Below are 15896 nucleotides of genomic sequence, written 5' to 3'. Positions count from 1 at the left end.
CTGTTCATTCTGAATCCCCCTGTATCATTTACGTTTATAGAACGGTGTCGGCACACGTTCGGCTTCTATTTGTTTGCCCCGAACTTCGACGATGAAGTTTGATTGTTCGACAAACCGGCGATCAATCCGGGCCCAAGCGATCGATTCGTTAACGGTCGGCGGCATCGTTCCCGTCGTGACGACGCCGATCGTCTCGCCGTCAAACAAGACGGGCGCACCTTGTCGGGCAATCCCGCGGCCGAGCAGCTTCAAGCCGATCAGACGGCGCGGAATATCTTCTTTTTGTTTGACGAGGGCATCTTTCCCGACGAAGTCGGTATCGAGCTTGACCGCAAAGTTCAAGTTGGCCTCGAACGGCGTCACCGTCTCGTCTAACTCATGCCCGTACAGCGGCAGACAAGCTTCAAAACGGAGCGTGTCACGTGAACCGAGCCCGCACGGCGTCACTTGTTCTGCTTCGAGCGCAGTCCAAATCTTCGCGACATCTTCGGCCCGGGCGTATACTTCGAACCCATCCTCACCTGTATAGCCACTCCGCGAGACGATTGCTGGCACACCGGCAACGTCGCCGCTCAAAAACCGGAAGAACTTGATCTCATGTAGCGGTAAGTCCGTGATTCGTCCGAGTACTGTTTCTGCAATCGGACCTTGGATCGCGATTTGACCGTACGCATCCGATTCATCGGTCACAGTGACGTCCCCTGATACGTATCGACGGACGTGGGCCACGTCTTTTTCAATATTCGAGGCGTTGACGACGAGCCAATACGCGTCTTCATCGAGCCGATAGACGAGCAGGTCGTCGACGACCCCGCCGTCAGGTAAACAAAACAAGTTGTATTGCGCTTGCCCGATATTCAGCTTCGAGACGTCATTCGTCACAAGACGTTGGACGTTTTCGAACGCGTCCGGACCTTCAATCCGAATTTCCCCCATGTGCGATACATCGAACATGCCAACCCGCTCCCGAACCGCTTGATGCTCTTCTTTGATTGACGAGAACATGATGGGCATCTCAAACCCCGCAAAATCCACCATCTTCGCCTTCGTAGAAATCAGGTCGTACAAAGGCGTACGTTTCAACGTTAACTTCTCCATAATATCCCCCAATCCCGAACGTAATTAATCCATTTGATGAAATATTTCGTTTTCTATTCCACTCTATCAATTTTTTGACGCGCTGCCTAGCAAAAATGGGCAAAAATAAAGAGGATTGAAAACGAAAACGTTTTCATCCTCATTATTTCATATTTCAGTCTCAGTGGAAACGCCTGAACGATCGATTCCAGCGGTCCGCTTAATTTCCTTCGTAAGGCCGACCGTTGCCTGTTTCAGTTCGAGCGATTCGTCTTTCACTTTAACCGAATAAGCCTTCATTTGCTTCACCGATGCGTTGACCGTGTCGATGTGCTGTTTGATCTCACCGACCAAGCCTTGAATCACATTCATTCGAATCGTAAACCGTTCCGTCAACCGTTTCACACGGCGCAGATCGGTCTTCATTTTGTTCCGATACAATAAAAATCCGTATCCACCTAGCCCGACGAGTGCGAGCACGATAATACCAAGATTAATCCAAATCATCTGTCTTCCTCCTTCAACCGATCTAGTTCACAAGCAATCGCTTCCGAGCTCAATGAGGCGTCGATTGTCACATCGGCGTAAGCGTAAAGCGGACGCCTGCGCTCGTATAGCGCCTCGACGCTCCTTTTACCAAGTTGCACGAGCGGGCGGTCCGAGTCTTTAATGCGCCCCCAGCACAGTTCGAACGGCAACTCAAGGGCAACGATGCGCCCATGCCGCCGCATCCATTCGATATTTTCTGAGCGCTCGACGATTCCGCCACCTGTCACGATATAGTCCGCATGAACGTTTCGAAGCATCGCCGTCTCTTCGGCCCGAAACGCGCTCTCACCGTGTCGGGCGAAATAAGCAGGTAAACCCATCCCAAGATGCCGTTCGAGCGCTTCATCCAAATCGATGACATGATTCGATTTTTCAAGATATCGTTTTAAGCTTGATTTACCTGTACCCATAAACCCGATGATGTAAAACGGTCTAGTCATCGAAATAAATCACCTCTTTATGCTTTTCTCCCGTCTTCAACCGGATCTCGACCTCCGTCGTACCTGGCCCGAGCGGTCGGCAGAAAATCGTACCGGTCGGTTTGACGATGATCTCTGCTTCTGTCTGGCACGAATGTTTGGCGACCATGAGATGGGATTCGAAGCGAATCGCCAAAATTTCGAGCGTCAGACGTTCCGTGCTTCGTTCGATATCAGTATACCAAAACAAAGCTGCACCTAATAGCCACGTCAAGAGGACTAACGTAGAGATGACGAAGAACCCGAGCGCATGCACATCACGGACTTCTCCCGCGGACCGATCGAGTCGGTCCACTGAATCCGGTAGCCGTTTCCTAACGGTTCGACGCGATAACCATCGATTCCTCTTATAAATAACAAGTTCCCTCCTTCTTCGCCTACCATGACTAAGTTCCGATTGATCTGCTTGAGCGTCCACGTCCACGTCGTCTCATCGGGTCGAACGTACGTACCGACGAGTCTACCTTCTTGCACCTGACAGTCACGACTGTCGAACAGTTTGCGGACGATGAGTTGTGGTGTCGTGTTCACTTGACCGCGCGGTTGTTCGTAAAACGCCTCCCCGAGCGCTAAAAAGTGGACGAGCAGCCCGATGAACAAGGGGAGCAACAATAATGTGAACGTCATCTCGAGCAACGTGAAGCCACCCTCAGAGTGTCGGCAGACATATGTCTTGTTCACAAATTTCGACTTCACCGCTTGGATCGGCCGCATCGAGCAACACCTCCCCTTGAAGCCGTTCATAAGTCCGAACCGTCGCCTCGAGACGCTCCAACCGCTCCGTACCCGCCGTAACGAACGGCGCAATCACACCGACCCATCCGAGCAGGAGGGCTAGACTTAAACAAACTTCCCAAAACGTGACGCCTTGCTCATCCTCCCCCACTACGGATCACCTCCGGCTCATACGTGCCCATCCTGAACTTCAACGTGACCGCGACTTGGCCCGTGTAAAATTTCCACCGCCCGGCATACGTCGCCGCCGACTTTGAAAAGACGATTTCGTTCGTTGTCGGCAGGCTCATCTCGACACCGTCGGGAACGACGCCTGAAGTGATCGACGTCGTCCCGCACGTGATGTGATACCGCCGTTCTTTCATGTACCATCTCAAGCGCGGGACACATTTTTCGTCGGCGGCCACATACGGATACTGGCCGACCTCGGCGATGTCTTGGACGAGCGCCTCCGTGAAGTCGATGAGCGCGAGCCGGTCCATCGAACGGACGGTAGGCGTCGCCACTAAAAGGAGTAGCGACAGGACGACGAGTACCCAAGCCATCTCGACGAGCGTATAGCCGTCTTGTCTCATTTCAGCGCCAACGCACCTGTGCTCGGCGTGTACGTGTAGGTCATCGACTGACAGCTATATTCGAGCGGGTTCTCGGTCGAAGCACGTTTGATGACGGCGAGTGATTCTGGATACGCCTTATGTTCCGCATAGTATAAATTGATTTCAGATTCGACAATCCGTACGCTCCCTTCACAGCTGACGCTATCCGCCCGTGACTTCCCGTCCGACATAGACGGGACGAGTAGCAGCAACAAGACCGAGATGATCAGTAACACTGCCGCCATTTCAACGAGTGTGAATCCTTGCTCTGCCTGACAGTCTGATTTGAGTTTTGCCACGATAATTCTCCTCCTCATAGTTGGGCCATGATCAATTTGACCGGCAAATAAATCGTATAGAACATCATCGTCACCATGACGGTCAAGAAGCCATATAAGAGAGGCTCCGTCTTGGCAATCAGTTGCTTCCAATACAGTTCCATCTCTTCAAAGATCAAGTCTCGATGTAACGCCATTATCAACCCGAGGTCTCCACTCACCGTTCCGACCCCGAACAAGCTGACGACTTCATGATCGAGCAGACGTTCCTCTCGGGCCGCCGCCTCCAACTCGATCCCACCAGACATCCGGTCATGGATGCGCCGGGCGATTTGCGCCACTTCCCCGTCCCCGTGAGAGAGACGCTCGATGACGTGACGAACCGAAATTTGCCCTTCACTCAGTAAGGACAGTTCGCTGACAAACAAATACGTGATATACAGTCGTCTTCCCCGCTCGACGAATCGGATCGGGACGGACCGGCCTCGCTTCACGACCCAATAGCCCCAGCCACCTGTCAAAACGAGCGCGACGAACAAGCCCGGGAAAAAACTTCGTGACAAGAGGATGGCGCTGATTCCGTCTAAATCGTCGACCTGCACCATTGAGAGCAATTTCGGAAAGATGTACAGCGCATAAATGGCACCAAGCCCTAAAAGCATCGTCAAGATGACGAGCGGATACCTCGCCAGTTGTTTTAACTCTTGCTGCAGGCCTCGACGCATCATCGATAAGGCAAGCACTTGTTCTAGACCTTCAATGAAATGATGTCCCCGTTCCGCCGTGACGAGCATGTCTCGCATGCGGGCATCCGTGACGAGTTCTGAGAATACGTCGGCGAGTGCCAGACCACTCTCGAGCTTTTGCCGCATCGCACGAATCAGTTGTTTTTGCTTCCCCCGCTCATGCAGCTCGAGCGTCTCGAACGTCTTTTTCAACCCGACCCCTCGTGCTTGCAGTCGCAGGAAGCGCCGGATCGTGTTCAGCTCCCTACTGGAACGGACATCGACCATGAGCAAGTCACCTCCTCTCTCCGCTGCAACACACACCAATGGCGCGGCACCTCTACTTTGCCGATCAACTGTTCGAGACGGCGTTCACCGTCTTCGATACTCGCCGTATGAAACGTCGCGATCGTCAAATGTCCGCTCAGTGCCGCATCATGCGCGACACGCAGTTCTTCACTCGTCCGCACCTCCCCGACAACGATGATATCCGGGTCGGCTCGCAACGTTTCTTTCAACAAACGTCTATGATCCAGTCCTGCCAATACATTCACCTCGAGCTGGATCACACCCGTCAATTGCTGTTCGGGAGGGTTTTCGATCGTCACGATCCGGTGGTTCTTCAAACTTTCAAGAAAAGCATAGAGGACTGTCGTTTTTCCGGCCCCCGTCGCGCCACCGATTAAAAACAAGCCGTGCCGCAGCTCAGCCATGCCTTGAAAACGCAACACATCCACTTCAGATAACAACTCTTGAAGTTGGAACGAGACGTTCGGCAGACGCCATGACATGAGCACATCAGTAAATGACGGCAAAAACGTGACCCTGATCATTTCTTCGTTTCGATCATATATCCCGGATTGCGGAACCCGATGATCCGTTTCAGCGAGCGAACACCAATATTTCATATGTAATGTGAGCCGTTCGTAGTCTGGACGTGGTATCGTCTCAAGCTTTGTGATCGACGTCCCGTGACGCGCCTGTGCGATAACGGCGTCTTTGCCTGGCATGAAATGGACATCGCTCGCCTCGAGCCGTCGCGCCGCTTTAATCAATCGATCAATCACCAGTTTCATTGTCCCCACCTCATAAATGAGCATAAAAAAAAGCCCACTCTTAGGAAAGTGGACTTGTCTTATGAAACGTTTACCGAAGTCAAATCATGGCGGCGGGCATACGTCTCGATTGATGCCTTGTCGTAGCCGACAATGACTTCTTTACCGTCTGTCAAAATCGGGCGTTTCAACAGCTTCGGATTTTCGCTCATCAACTTCAGCAATTCGCTCAGTTTCAATTCATCGACGTCAACGTTGAGCTGTTTGAACGCTTGACTTCTCGTTGCTAGGAGTGAATCGACTCCGTCTTCGCTAAGTGCAAGTAGCGTCAAGAGTTCGTCTACCGTCGGAGCGTCTCGGAAAATATGGCGTTCGTTCACATCAAGTTGTTGCTCTTGTAAAAACGCTTTCGTTTTTCGACACGACGTACAGCTTGGATACGTATAAAACATAAGTTCACTTGCCACTTTCAGCGCCTCCTTTTATTTGACAACCTGTTCCGTTCAATGTTTGTAAGTTGATTATACAACCTATTCCTCTTTTTGTACATAGTTTGTACAACCTTTTTTGAATTTTTGTACAACTTTATATAACATATCGATTTCACATATTTTTCACGATTATTTTGCTCAATTCACACGTTTTCATAGCATTTTTCTGAATGTGTTGGTAAAATAGTGAATGAGAATGGAATAATGTACGTATGGGGGGATTAACATGGCGAGAATGTTCCGTGTCCTAGGCTTTTGGACTGGGTTGATCGCGGCGCTGGCTTTCGTGGGCGCACTCGGTGGAGATCAAAGCAGTAGCGAACATACTGGTGACTTCGTCGTAATGGGTCTTGTCTTTTTAGCTCAAACAATTTTCTTTGTCGCACTAGGCTACTTGAAACTGACTGAAAAAACGTATGTATACGTGTTCGGCGCTTACTTGACTGTTTTCTTCGTCGTCTTCACGTATTGGAGTAACTTCCAAATGTAAAAAAAGATTGTCTCTCGTTGAGACAATCTTTTTTTATGTTCACCGTTCAAAAAATGGATTTGAACGAATTTCAGCTTCGAGTGTCGTCTTCGGTCCGTGACCTGAATAGAGCACCGTCTCGGCCGGCAATAATTGACGCATCCGATCGATCGATCCGAGGAGCGTCGATTGGTCGCCGCCGAATAGATCGGTCCGGCCGACCGATTGTTTGAAGATCAAGTCCCCGCAAAAGGCAACACGTTCGCTCGGGATGTGCAATGTGACACTCCCCGGTGAATGACCCGGCGTGTGATGCAACTCGATTGTAAACGCACCAATCTCTAGCTTCTTACCTTGATAAGTTCGTTCGGCCGGTCGCATCGATGAGTGGGGCAGATGGAACTTTGCCGCCCCGTTCTTTTCACCGTCGGCGAGCCATGACCGCTCGGCTTCATGAACATAGACCGGTACCGGATAGCGATCGCGCAGCGCATCGATGCCGCCGATATGGTCAAAGTGGGCATGCGTCAACAAAATGGCGTTCAATCCGCCGAAACGTTCCACCGCCTCAAAGAATTTCGGGTCGTCCGTGCCCGGGTCGACGATAACGACCGTTCCGTCTTGTTCGAGCACGTATCCGTTCTCTTGGGCAAGGCCCGATGTGATTTTTACAATATTCATCTAGAACACCTCCACAACCATTCTAAACGATATTGTGGCAAAATTGTAGCGGTGGCAACCTTTGCTCGACAGCGTGTGTTATTTCGGATAAAATAATAGTGATATTTCAGTGAAATTTTTATGAATTTCATGACGTATAATAAAGGGGGAACTCGTCATGCATTTGTATGAGCCATTTGGATGGATTTCACTCATCGTAGCACTCGTTGCACTTTGGGGGATGGCCCGTTCATTCAAAAAACGCCAATTCTTTCCACTTGCGTTTGCCGGAATCACCGCGCTCGTCTTTGGATTCTTTGGCGTCGCAACATTGATTTTCGGTGGAATCCCAGGTTAATGTTGACTTACCACGAAGACGACTGCGGTCGTCTTTTTTTATTCCGTAAAAAAAGCGCTGACGTTTAACGGTCAGCGCTAGCTCTTGATTATTAATCGGTTTGTTCTTTAAAGCGAAGCAAATCCGAATAGATCAAGTCATCGTTCATTTGCAGGATTTTTTCGGCTTCTTCCGTGACCGGTCCGCAAAGTGTCGTATCTTCAACCGCTTCTCCAGTCGTCGCATCGTAACACATCGATTGCGTCCACACGTAATCGTCCGTGACGACCGTGCCGTCTCGGAAGATGGCGCGACTGTTGCGGTCTTCAGCGAACAAGTCGTTCCCGAACCCGACCAAGTCCGACGTATCGATGCCGAGCAAGTGCAGGAGCGTCGGCTTCATGTCGATATGACTTCCGATCGTCTCATGGACTTCGCCTGTTTCTTGGCCCGGCAAATGGATGGCGAACGGTACTTGTTGAAGTTTCGCCACATCATACGGCGTCAACTCTTCTTTACCGAGCAAGCCGGCCACCGCGTCGTTATGGTTTGTCGAAATGCCATAGTGGTCACCGTACACAACGAAAATCGTATCTTCCCACATCCCGTTCTGTTTCAGTTCGTCGATGAACAGGCCAAGCGCATAGTCTTGGTAAGCGAGTGCCTGCGGGAAGTTGTTAAGCGTCGTCGAGTTCGTCTCGAATTTCGGCACGAGTTCGTAATCCTCGCTCGGCATCGTATACGGGAAATGGTTCGTGAGCGTGATGAACTTCGCATAGAACGGTTGCGGGAGTTCCTCGAGCATCGGAATCGATTGTTCAAAGAAACTATCGTCCAACAAGCCCCACTCCGTCATGTCCTCAGGATTCCCAAGGTCGTAACTCTTCTCATCATAGAACATGTCGACGCCGGTGTTCTTGTACATCAAATCGCGGTTCCAAAACGATTTGTTGTTCGCATGGAACACGGCTGAATAATAGTTCTCTTCTTTGATCAGTTCAGGAAGAGCTTGGTACTCATTATCGGCGTTCGTGAAGTAAACGGCTCCACGTGGCAGGCCATACAGCGAATTGTCGAGGGCGAACTCGGCGTCTGACGTTTTCCCTTGCCCGACCGTATGGTAATAGTTTGGCCAGTAATGGGACTCTTCGATCAGCTTGTTCAAGTTCGGCGTGATATACTCGCCGTTCGCGGCTTTCATATTGTGCGTGAAGTTTTGTGTCGACTCGAGCGAGACGACGACCACGTTTTTACCTTTATATTTTCCGAACAAATCCGGATTCGGCGCCGCATAGTTTTGGCGGGTATACTTTTCAATCTTGGCTAACTCCGACCCATCGGCCATCGCTTTCTGCGCGGACGTCTTCGTTTGAAGCATCGCGTCATAGACGTGGAAATTGAACGTCCCGATGTTTTTGACGAGCAGCTCACGGTCGAACGAACGCGTCAACAGTTCAGGGCGTTCCGTCTCAGCAAGCGACAAGTTGAACAAGAACACGGCGACAGCTGCCACGAACGTGATGAGCGCCCGGCGGTGAGACGCGGTGGTTTGCAACGTATTGATCTTCCATAGTACGAACGGCAAGACGAGCACGTCCCCAAGAATGATCAAGTCTTTCCATTCAAGCAGTGATATGAATGAAGTCGACAGCGTCTCCATGTTCGACGGTTGCAAAATGACAGGCATCGTCAAGTAGTCCGTAAACTCGCGGTAGTAGACAGCGTCCGCGAACAACAGGAACGAGGCGACCGCATAAAGGGTGTACAGCACCCACTTTTGCTTATTTCCTTTAAAGAAGAAACTAAAAGCGAACAAGAACAAGGTCGAGCTGATCGGACTGATCAACAAGATGAATGCTTGAGCTGTGTTTTCAATCGGGATGTTAAAGAAAAATTGGTATACTACGTACGTCTTCGTCCAAAGTAATAAACTAAATATCCAAAATAACCGATATTCTTGAAACGAAGCGCGGACCGTTTCATTCAGTCGCATAGTCAGCTTCGATAAGCTTTGAGATGACTTCATCTGACGGCCTCCTCCTCTTTTCAGTTTTAAGACGTCCTCAAGCAGGATGCGCCATGAATAAGTTCAATAACATGTAGTTGGCTTGTTATCTATTTCACTAACGGTAACAGTCCAGTATCAAGTCCAAATCTTACCCCTTTTTTAACAAAAAATCAACCACACCTTTACAATTCCCTTTGTACGTCAAAAGCACACATGCGAGATCGCATGTGTGCTTTACAGGTTAGACTCTAGTCGGCAAAAAATGTTTTCGTGCCAGCCAAGCGCAGCCGATGACCCCGGCGTCATTCTCGAGTTCGGCAATTTTGAACGTCGTCGACGTATATACCCGTTCAAGGGCAAACCGCTTAAATTGTTCATCGAGCGGCTCGAGCAAAGCTTGTCTCGCTTTTGAAACGCCGCCGCCGATCACGATCATTTTAGGGTTCAACGTGTTGGCGATGTTTGAAATCGTCAACCCAAGATATTCCGTCATCTCTTCAACGACTTCTGTCGCGACCTCGTCTTTCGCTTTATAGGCCTCAAACACATCGCGAGCCGTCACTTCACCTAACTCGTTCAATGACGTCGTTCTCCCTTTACGCTTTTGTAAGGCGAGACGGGCGATACCGGTTGCTGAGGCGATCGTCTCGATGCAGCCTTTGCGCCCACATCCACACATGACCGCTTTCGCCTCGTCGCGCTCGACCGTGATATGCCCGATCTCACCAGCCATGCCGGACGCCCCATGGACGATGTTCCCGTTCGTGATGACACCGCCGCCGACACCCGTACCGAGTGTGATCGCGAGCAGTTCAGACGCTCCTTCACCGGCGCCTTTCCACATCTCACCGAGCGCGGCCGCGTTCGCGTCATTCTCGAGCACGGCCGGCAATCCGACTGCTTTCTCGAATTCGCCGACGAGCTCAAAGTTCTTCCATCCGATGTTCGGCGAGTATTCGACGACACCTTCTGAGAAGTTGATGAATCCTGGAGCTCCGATTCCCGCACCCGCAAAATCTTGCTTCGCTTTTCCGGATTGCTGAAGGTACGCTTCAAACGAGGCGGCGATATCAGTCGGGATATGTACCCCATTATCACGGATGTCCGTCTTGATCTCCCACTTATCTGAAATGATCCCGTTCATGTCCAAGACGGCCATTTTCACCGTCGTCCCACCGATGTCGATTCCTAATAACCACTTCATGCATTCCACTCCTCGTCTCAAATAAATCGCTTTCATCCAATAGTCTACACTATAAAACCTCTTGTGCAAACATTTGCACAAGAGGTTTTTCTGTCAATCTATTGAATTTTTTAGTTCATGCGTCAGAATAATCTTTGCCGTGTCATACTCGCGCTGTTCGATCATCCCACCGGCGTTCAATTCGTCTAACTCCATCATCATGAGACCGATCTCGGCGTCACGCTCTCCGATGTAAATAATCGTGCCAAACGATTTTAAAAACTGTTGCACGTCATAAAAGTTTCTCATTATTATTCCCCCATCGCGGTCAATACGTAGCGATACAGCAACGCTCGTGTCGCCTCGAGCGATGTTTGGTGCGTCCGCTCATAGCTGTGGCTCGACTCGATCCCAGGACCAATGAGCGCATGTCTTACGTCATAGCCGGCCCGGATCGCAGCTGATGCGTCCGAACCGTAGAACGGATAAATGTCGACTTTGAACGGAATGTCGTGGTCGCGGCAAAGCTTTGTGAACTGACGACGCAACTCGAGATCGTACGGTCCTGAAGAATCTTTGGCACAGATCGATACAGTGTACTCGTCCGAGTGTTGCCCGTCCCCGAGCGCCCCCATATCAACTGCGATGTACTCGTCAACTTCGTCCGGGATCCCGGCGTTCCCGCCAAAACCGACCTCTTCATAGTTCGAAATTAAATAGTAGACCGTATGTGGCAAGTCCGCTTTGACCAAGTCACGCGCCAAATCGAGCAGGATGGCGACCGACGCCTTGTCGTCAAGATGACGCGATTTAATATAACCCGTCTCCGTCTGTTTGAAACGGGGATCGAACGAGACGAAGTCCCCGACTTCGATTCCTAACGCTCGGACGTCGTCCGCCGTATGAACGTCGGCATCGAGACGTACTTCAATGTTCGCCGCCGTCCGCTCGGCACTGTTCGTGTCTTTATAGACGTGCACACTCGATTGATGGACGAGGATCGTCCCGTCCACTGCCTCGCCCGCTTCGCGATGGACGAGACAGTTCTCACCTTCGATCGCGGTCCAAGCGTAACCGCCGACTTGTGTCAGCCGCAAGCGTCCGCTCGGCAACACTTCCTTCACCATCGCACCGAGCGTATCGACGTGGGCGGTCAAAAGACGGGCCGGCCCGCTTTGTCCAGGAAACTTGGCCAACAATGCACCTTTTCTCAACCGGCTCGTCTCAACCCCGAGGTCCGTGAGCTCACGTTCGACGTAACTGACTGCTTCGTGCGTCATTCCAGAAGGACTCGGGATCTCTACTAATCGTTTTAACGTATCAATCATGTTGTTACTCCTTTGTCATCGATGATATCCGAGCCAGTATAGTGTCCCGGTCAATAAAACTGCCAGCGCCGTGAACAACAGGCGCCATTTTTTTGTCGTTTCATCAGGTAATCCGACCACGCCCGCCATCAAAAATCCACCGATGAGGCCCCCCGCATGGGCCGAGTGGTCCAAGCTGGCACCGAGGACGAAGGCGAGCCCTACGTTTAATCCTAACATAATAAACAGCGGTGGGCCGAGCGTCTTCATGAACAGCGAGCGGTCACGCAGTCCGAAATAGAGCAGTGCGCCGACGAGACCGAACAATGCGCCGGACGCCCCGGCCGAAATCGCCTCACTGAACGCGTAGGAGGCGGTCGACGCGATGACGCCCGCCAACAGATAGATCGTCAAGAACCTCGGTGACCCATACATGCGTTCGACGAGCGGGCCGAGCGACCAGAGCGCGAACATGTTGATCGCAAAATGAAACCAGCCGATATGAAGGAACATCGGTGTGACGAGGCGCCACCATTCGCCATCGTCGATGAGCGGATTGACTTTGGCGCCGAATCGGATGAGCGTGTTCGGATCGAGCGTCGAGCCGAGCGATTCGGCGAGCCACATGACGACAAACGTCAACATCATGAGCGCATAGACGAGTTGCGGTTCACCGAATGAGAATCGCTTCTTCAGTTCGGCTTTTCGCTGTTTATCGAGTGCGAGCGCGAGCGACCGAAACCGGGTCTCATCTTGTTCATCGCCACACGCGTGCCTGTCGAGTCTCACCTTGGCCGCGACTTGGAACGACAACGTCTCAAGTCGCTCCTCATCGACGAGAGGGTCGCCGTATATATGAACGTGAAGCTTCGCACGCCCGAGTCGTGCGAGTCGGAACGAGCTCATGACCGCCTCGATCTCGATCGCGACATGGTTTGCCCACGCCTTATCCGTCTTTATGTACAGGTGATAGAGGTCTCCAGCTTTCGTGTCGAACAATACCAGCGCGCGCGAAGGCTCGAGTATACCTTCGACCCGACCGCCCGCCTCGACCGCATGGTAAATGTCTTCCCAAAAACATCCCGGTTGCGTCAACTGAATCCCCTCCTTTCCTTCTGTCTTAATTGTAATCCAATTCGATCATGACGACAAAAGTTGGCGCTTTCTGAATCTGTCCGGCGTCCGTACCAACACATAAAAAACGTAGCCGGCATACGCCGACTACGTCTATATCGCGAATATATTATAAAACAGGTTGCATCGTTTTCAACAACACGTCTGCCGAATGGAGCATTTTCTGCTTCTCTTCTTCTGATAATTCGATTTCGACGACTTGACGCACGCCTTGGCGGTTGATGATTGCCGGCACACCGATATGAATATCGTTCAAGCCGTACTCTCCGTCCAAGTAGGCACCGACCGTGAGTAGCGTGTTCTCGTTACGGAGCACCGCTTTGACGAGACGAAGCAAGCCGAGACCGATCGCATAGTACGTCGCGCCTTTACGTTCGATGATGTGGTACGCAGCGTCACGAACGTTGACGTAGATGTCTTCAAGGTCTTCCCACGTATACTCGTCGTTCTCTTCGAGCAACTGTTCGACCGATTTGCCGTAAATCCGGGCGTTGCTCCACGCCGCGAACTCGGTATCGCCATGCTCACCCATGATGTAAGCGTGGCAGTTGCGCGGATCGACGTTGAAGTAATCACCTAGCATGTAGCGGAGGCGTGACGTATCGAGTACAGTCCCTGAACCGAAGACGCGATGTTTCGGAAGACCCGAGTATTTCCAAGCCAAGTGTGTCATGATATCGACCGGGTTTGATGCGAGGATGATGATACCGTCGAAGCCAGAAGCCATGATTTCAGTGATCATCGATTTCATGATTTTCGCATTTTTCTCAACGAGGTCGAGACGTGTCTCACCTGGTTTTTGAGGAGCGCCAGCCGTGATGACGACGATATCTGCAGCACCGCAGTCCGTGTAATCTCCAGCCCAGACGCGCATCGGTGACGAAGCGAACGAGACGCCGTGGTTCAAGTCCATCGCTTCGCCTTCTGCCTTCGCCTTGTTGATATCGATGATGACGAGTTCTTCACATAGGCTCGCTGTCGTCAATTGATACGCGAAGCTTGCACCGACCGCTCCGGCCCCGACGAGAGCGACCCGTGTTACTTTTGCATGATTTAATGTTTCCATGTTGTTTTTCCACCCTTCAAACAATCTGTTTCATGTTTTTGTTTTGTCTGTTACACCTAGATTGTAACATCATTCACAAACAGTCAATACAAGAGAAACCGTTTTCAGTTTGGCAATATTGTGACAAAATTCACATTCGTTTGAAACACCCTCATTCTCTGTACTACCCTTAGGCGAAAACAAGAAAACCAATCGCTGCCGCGGAGGCGATCGCCAAGAAATTAACGGCGTCGTTGCCGAGAAAGCGCCATCCAGATACATAGTCGGTCGCTTCACCGTGATGCAGCTTTTTCTCCGTCAGTTTTCGGCACGTCCGACAGCGATACTTACGTTGCACGGTCGCACCGAGCAACGTATCGACGACGCTGCCGCTCAGACCGAGCGCAATCAATAGAAATAGCGTGCCCATCGTTATGTTTAAGAACGGGAGCGATGACAAGACGATGATCGTCGCGCCGGCGACGGACATGAGCGTACCGAACGGTGACACACCACCGCTCGTCCCCGGTTCAACTTCACGCAATGTCAAAATAGAGCGCGGTCGGCGCGATGCGAGGACGCCGAACTCGGACCCCCACGTGTCACTCGTCGCCGCCGCGATTGAAACGACGTAAGCGAATAGCCACGCCTCGTTCGAAGTCATCGCCATTCCGACGGCGGTGAGCATAGCGATTCCTCCGTTCGCAAGCACTTGCACGAAGTCACGCGGTCCGGATTTTTCGACGATGTCATCGACCGACGCCTTGTCGCGGGCGCGATATTTTGAAGCGAGCGAGGACGTCGAAAAGAACACACCGAGCAAGTACAGCCCGAACCAGCCAAAACCAAACCCGATGACCGTCCCTGTCACGATCGTCAAGATCGCCCCAGAGAACGTCAACGACCGGAGACGATATCCGGCCAGTGCAACTAGACAAGTTACGAGGACGATTGAGAGCATCGAATCATTTCCCTTTCTGTCACGATCAGTTCGACAGGTATGTCGTGTGGTTCGATCGGTATTTCGTCGAGCACTTGTACGTCGTAGGCGAGCGCGATCGTCGCACCGCGATATGTCGCTAAGAAACGGTCGTAATAACCCCCGCCCCAACCGATCCGATATCCAGAACGGTCAAAGACACGGCCTGGGACGATACAGACATCGATGTCGAGGTCGGTTTCCGCGGTCGTCGGCTCGAGAATACCCATTACCCCCGGCTCGAGGTCGCTGAACGTCCTGATTTCGTGGAACGTGAGCCCCTGTTTCGTTACTTTCGGCACCAACACCGATTTTCCTGCTTTTAAAGCTGTATCGATGAGCGGACGCGTATTCACTTCAAGATCGAGTGACAATGTGAGTGCGACCGTATACGCTTGTTGCCACTCAGGGAGCGACGCCACGGTATGTAGGATCGCTTCATCACGCCCGTCACGATCGGTGAGCACGCGAATATTCACATGAACCGCTTTTCGGAGCTCTTGTTTAGCTGTCATTTGTTATTCCTCCTATCGAAAAAAAAGGCCGCCACATGAGTGACGGCCGGTCTCAATTATTTCACTTCGCGGTAAAGCGTGTGACGACGGAGACGTGGGTTGTATTTGCGCAATTCGAGGCGCTCTGGGTTGTTACGTTTGTTTTTCTTCGTGATGTACGTGCGATCGCCTGTTTCTGTGCAAGCTAGTGTGATTTTAACGCGCATATCTTTCACTCCCATCTTACTAATGTTGTATCAAGTGCTTTTGCTTTACAGTCTAAGCATACTCAATT

At 51.4% G+C, this 15896-nt stretch carries 23 protein-coding genes; 2 read left to right on the top strand and 21 right to left on the bottom strand.

Annotation, left to right across the window (positions count from 1 at the left end):
* Positions 1–24: 24 nt before the first annotated feature.
* The 11 genes from gcvT to EVJ29_RS02970 form a co-directional block, all read right to left on the bottom strand.
* Positions 25–1098 (bottom strand): glycine cleavage system aminomethyltransferase GcvT, encoded by a 1074-nt coding sequence (gene gcvT / locus EVJ29_RS03020; protein ID WP_070327044.1) that lies wholly within the window; start codon positions 1096–1098, stop codon positions 25–27.
* Positions 1099–1245: 147 nt separating this feature from the next.
* A complete protein-coding gene (locus EVJ29_RS03015) occupies positions 1246–1584 on the bottom strand; it encodes a hypothetical protein (RefSeq protein WP_070327043.1) in 339 nt (112 codons plus the stop codon).
* The gene (locus EVJ29_RS03010; RefSeq protein ID WP_236633366.1) at positions 1581–2066 is read right to left on the bottom strand and encodes a shikimate kinase; all 486 of its coding nucleotides are present in this window, start codon (positions 2064–2066) and stop codon (positions 1581–1583) included. The genes EVJ29_RS03015 and EVJ29_RS03010 overlap by 4 nt, the downstream gene beginning before the upstream one ends.
* Complete coding sequence (locus EVJ29_RS03005) at positions 2059–2319, bottom strand: hypothetical protein (RefSeq protein ID WP_131504704.1); 261 nt, start codon at positions 2317–2319, stop codon at positions 2059–2061. Before EVJ29_RS03005 ends, EVJ29_RS03010 begins: the two co-directional genes overlap by 8 nt.
* Positions 2320–2324: 5 nt before the next feature.
* Positions 2325–2819 carry a hypothetical protein gene (locus EVJ29_RS03000; RefSeq protein ID WP_131504703.1) on the bottom strand — a complete coding sequence of 165 codons (495 nt, stop codon included), beginning with the start codon at positions 2817–2819 and terminating at the stop codon, positions 2325–2327.
* Complete coding sequence (locus EVJ29_RS02995; RefSeq protein WP_131504702.1) at positions 2755–2991, bottom strand: hypothetical protein; 237 nt, start codon at positions 2989–2991, stop codon at positions 2755–2757. Before EVJ29_RS02995 ends, EVJ29_RS03000 begins: the two co-directional genes overlap by 65 nt.
* Complete coding sequence (locus EVJ29_RS02990) at positions 2978–3415, bottom strand: prepilin-type N-terminal cleavage/methylation domain-containing protein (RefSeq protein WP_131504701.1); 438 nt, start codon at positions 3413–3415, stop codon at positions 2978–2980. The genes EVJ29_RS02995 and EVJ29_RS02990 overlap by 14 nt, the downstream gene beginning before the upstream one ends.
* Positions 3412–3735, bottom strand: a complete 324-nt coding sequence (locus tag EVJ29_RS02985) for a prepilin-type N-terminal cleavage/methylation domain-containing protein (RefSeq protein WP_083273936.1) — start codon at positions 3733–3735, stop codon at positions 3412–3414. The genes EVJ29_RS02990 and EVJ29_RS02985 overlap by 4 nt, the downstream gene beginning before the upstream one ends.
* A 14-nt stretch (positions 3736–3749) precedes the next feature.
* Complete coding sequence (locus tag EVJ29_RS02980) at positions 3750–4727, bottom strand: type II secretion system F family protein (RefSeq protein ID WP_070327037.1); 978 nt, start codon at positions 4725–4727, stop codon at positions 3750–3752.
* Positions 4697–5515 (bottom strand): ATPase, T2SS/T4P/T4SS family, encoded by an 819-nt coding sequence (locus EVJ29_RS02975; protein ID WP_236633365.1) that lies wholly within the window; start codon positions 5513–5515, stop codon positions 4697–4699. Before EVJ29_RS02975 ends, EVJ29_RS02980 begins: the two co-directional genes overlap by 31 nt.
* 59 nt (positions 5516–5574) lie before the next feature.
* A complete protein-coding gene (locus tag EVJ29_RS02970) occupies positions 5575–5946 on the bottom strand; it encodes a Spx/MgsR family RNA polymerase-binding regulatory protein (RefSeq protein ID WP_016510368.1) in 372 nt (123 codons plus the stop codon).
* A 265-nt stretch (positions 5947–6211) separates the two neighbouring features.
* Here EVJ29_RS02970 and EVJ29_RS02965 point away from each other — a divergent pair, with 265 nt between their 5' ends.
* A complete protein-coding gene (locus EVJ29_RS02965) occupies positions 6212–6475 on the top strand; it encodes a DUF2626 domain-containing protein (RefSeq protein ID WP_070327035.1) in 264 nt (87 codons plus the stop codon).
* A 39-nt stretch (positions 6476–6514) separates the two neighbouring features.
* Here the strand turns inward: EVJ29_RS02965 and EVJ29_RS02960 are convergent, their stop codons facing one another.
* Entirely contained in the window at positions 6515–7135 is a 621-nt protein-coding gene (locus EVJ29_RS02960; protein ID WP_070327034.1) for an MBL fold metallo-hydrolase, read from the bottom strand.
* Between the two features lie 157 nt (positions 7136–7292).
* Here EVJ29_RS02960 and EVJ29_RS02955 point away from each other — a divergent pair, with 157 nt between their 5' ends.
* On the top strand, positions 7293–7472 hold the full coding sequence (locus tag EVJ29_RS02955; protein ID WP_070327033.1) for a DUF2759 domain-containing protein: 180 nt from the start codon (positions 7293–7295) through the stop codon (positions 7470–7472).
* 91 nt (positions 7473–7563) lie between these two features.
* Here EVJ29_RS02955 and EVJ29_RS02950 read toward each other — a convergent pair whose 3' ends face one another.
* The 9 genes from EVJ29_RS02950 to rpmG all read right to left on the bottom strand — a co-directional run bounded on the left by EVJ29_RS02950 (position 7564) and on the right by rpmG (position 15843).
* Positions 7564–9477, bottom strand: a complete 1914-nt coding sequence (locus tag EVJ29_RS02950) for an LTA synthase family protein (RefSeq protein ID WP_131490377.1) — start codon at positions 9475–9477, stop codon at positions 7564–7566.
* A gap of 223 nt (positions 9478–9700) precedes the next feature.
* Positions 9701–10663, bottom strand: coding sequence for an ROK family glucokinase (locus tag EVJ29_RS02945; protein WP_304984974.1), 963 nt, complete (start codon positions 10661–10663; stop codon positions 9701–9703).
* 93 nt (positions 10664–10756) lie between these two features.
* A complete protein-coding gene (locus EVJ29_RS02940; protein ID WP_070327032.1) occupies positions 10757–10951 on the bottom strand; it encodes a YqgQ family protein in 195 nt (64 codons plus the stop codon).
* 2 nt (positions 10952–10953) lie between these two features.
* Complete coding sequence (locus EVJ29_RS02935; protein WP_131490378.1) at positions 10954–11970, bottom strand: M42 family metallopeptidase; 1017 nt, start codon at positions 11968–11970, stop codon at positions 10954–10956.
* A 15-nt stretch (positions 11971–11985) separates the two neighbouring features.
* A complete protein-coding gene (locus EVJ29_RS02930) occupies positions 11986–13044 on the bottom strand; it encodes a rhomboid family intramembrane serine protease (protein ID WP_131490379.1) in 1059 nt (352 codons plus the stop codon).
* A 148-nt stretch (positions 13045–13192) separates the two neighbouring features.
* On the bottom strand, positions 13193–14149 hold the full coding sequence (locus EVJ29_RS02925) for an L-lactate dehydrogenase (protein ID WP_070327029.1): 957 nt from the start codon (positions 14147–14149) through the stop codon (positions 13193–13195).
* Between the two features lie 169 nt (positions 14150–14318).
* Positions 14319–15089, bottom strand: a complete 771-nt coding sequence (locus EVJ29_RS02920; protein WP_131490380.1) for a DUF92 domain-containing protein — start codon at positions 15087–15089, stop codon at positions 14319–14321.
* Positions 15068–15622: a 5-formyltetrahydrofolate cyclo-ligase gene (locus tag EVJ29_RS02915; RefSeq protein WP_071397741.1), complete on the bottom strand. Its 555-nt coding sequence runs from the start codon at positions 15620–15622 to the stop codon at positions 15068–15070. The genes EVJ29_RS02920 and EVJ29_RS02915 overlap by 22 nt, the downstream gene beginning before the upstream one ends.
* A 56-nt stretch (positions 15623–15678) precedes the next feature.
* On the bottom strand, positions 15679–15843 hold the full coding sequence (gene rpmG / locus EVJ29_RS02910) for a 50S ribosomal protein L33 (protein WP_016510885.1): 165 nt from the start codon (positions 15841–15843) through the stop codon (positions 15679–15681).
* Between the last annotated feature and the right edge of the window lie 53 nt (positions 15844–15896).

Origin of the sequence: Exiguobacterium sp. SH4S7, from assembly GCF_004336795.1 — a bacterium.
Taxonomy (GTDB): domain Bacteria; phylum Bacillota; class Bacilli; order Exiguobacteriales; family Exiguobacteriaceae; genus Exiguobacterium; species Exiguobacterium aurantiacum_A.
This window is presented reverse-complemented; position numbering and strand designations above follow the sequence as displayed.